The sequence below is a fragment of the Microbacterium sp. C7(2022) genome (genome assembly GCF_028823665.1).
In the GTDB taxonomy this organism is placed as follows: domain Bacteria; phylum Actinomycetota; class Actinomycetes; order Actinomycetales; family Microbacteriaceae; genus Microbacterium.
The window spans coordinates 1-216 of record NZ_JAPEHV010000110.1 but is presented as its reverse complement, the minus strand read 5'-3'; the positions used below and the strand labels follow the sequence as shown (position 1 = coordinate 216).

Genomic DNA, 216 nt, shown 5'->3' with positions numbered 1-216 from the left:
TTCAAGAATTGGTTTTGGATGTGTGTTGATGCAAAGAAGCAAAGTTGTTGCCTATGATTCTAGGCAATTAAAAGTGCATGAGCGTAATTATCCTAGCCATGATTTTGAACTAGCGGTTGTGGTGTTTGCTTTGAAAATATGGCATCATTATTTGTATGGGGTTCATGTAGATGTGTTTACCGATCATAAGAGCCTTCAATATGTGTTCACCCAAAG

General features: G+C 37.5%; 1 protein-coding gene. It reads left to right on the top strand.

From position 1 onward, the window contains the following. On the top strand, positions 1-216 hold a 216-nt coding region (locus tag ON062_RS13755), incomplete at both ends, for an RNase H-like domain-containing protein (RefSeq protein WP_274647708.1).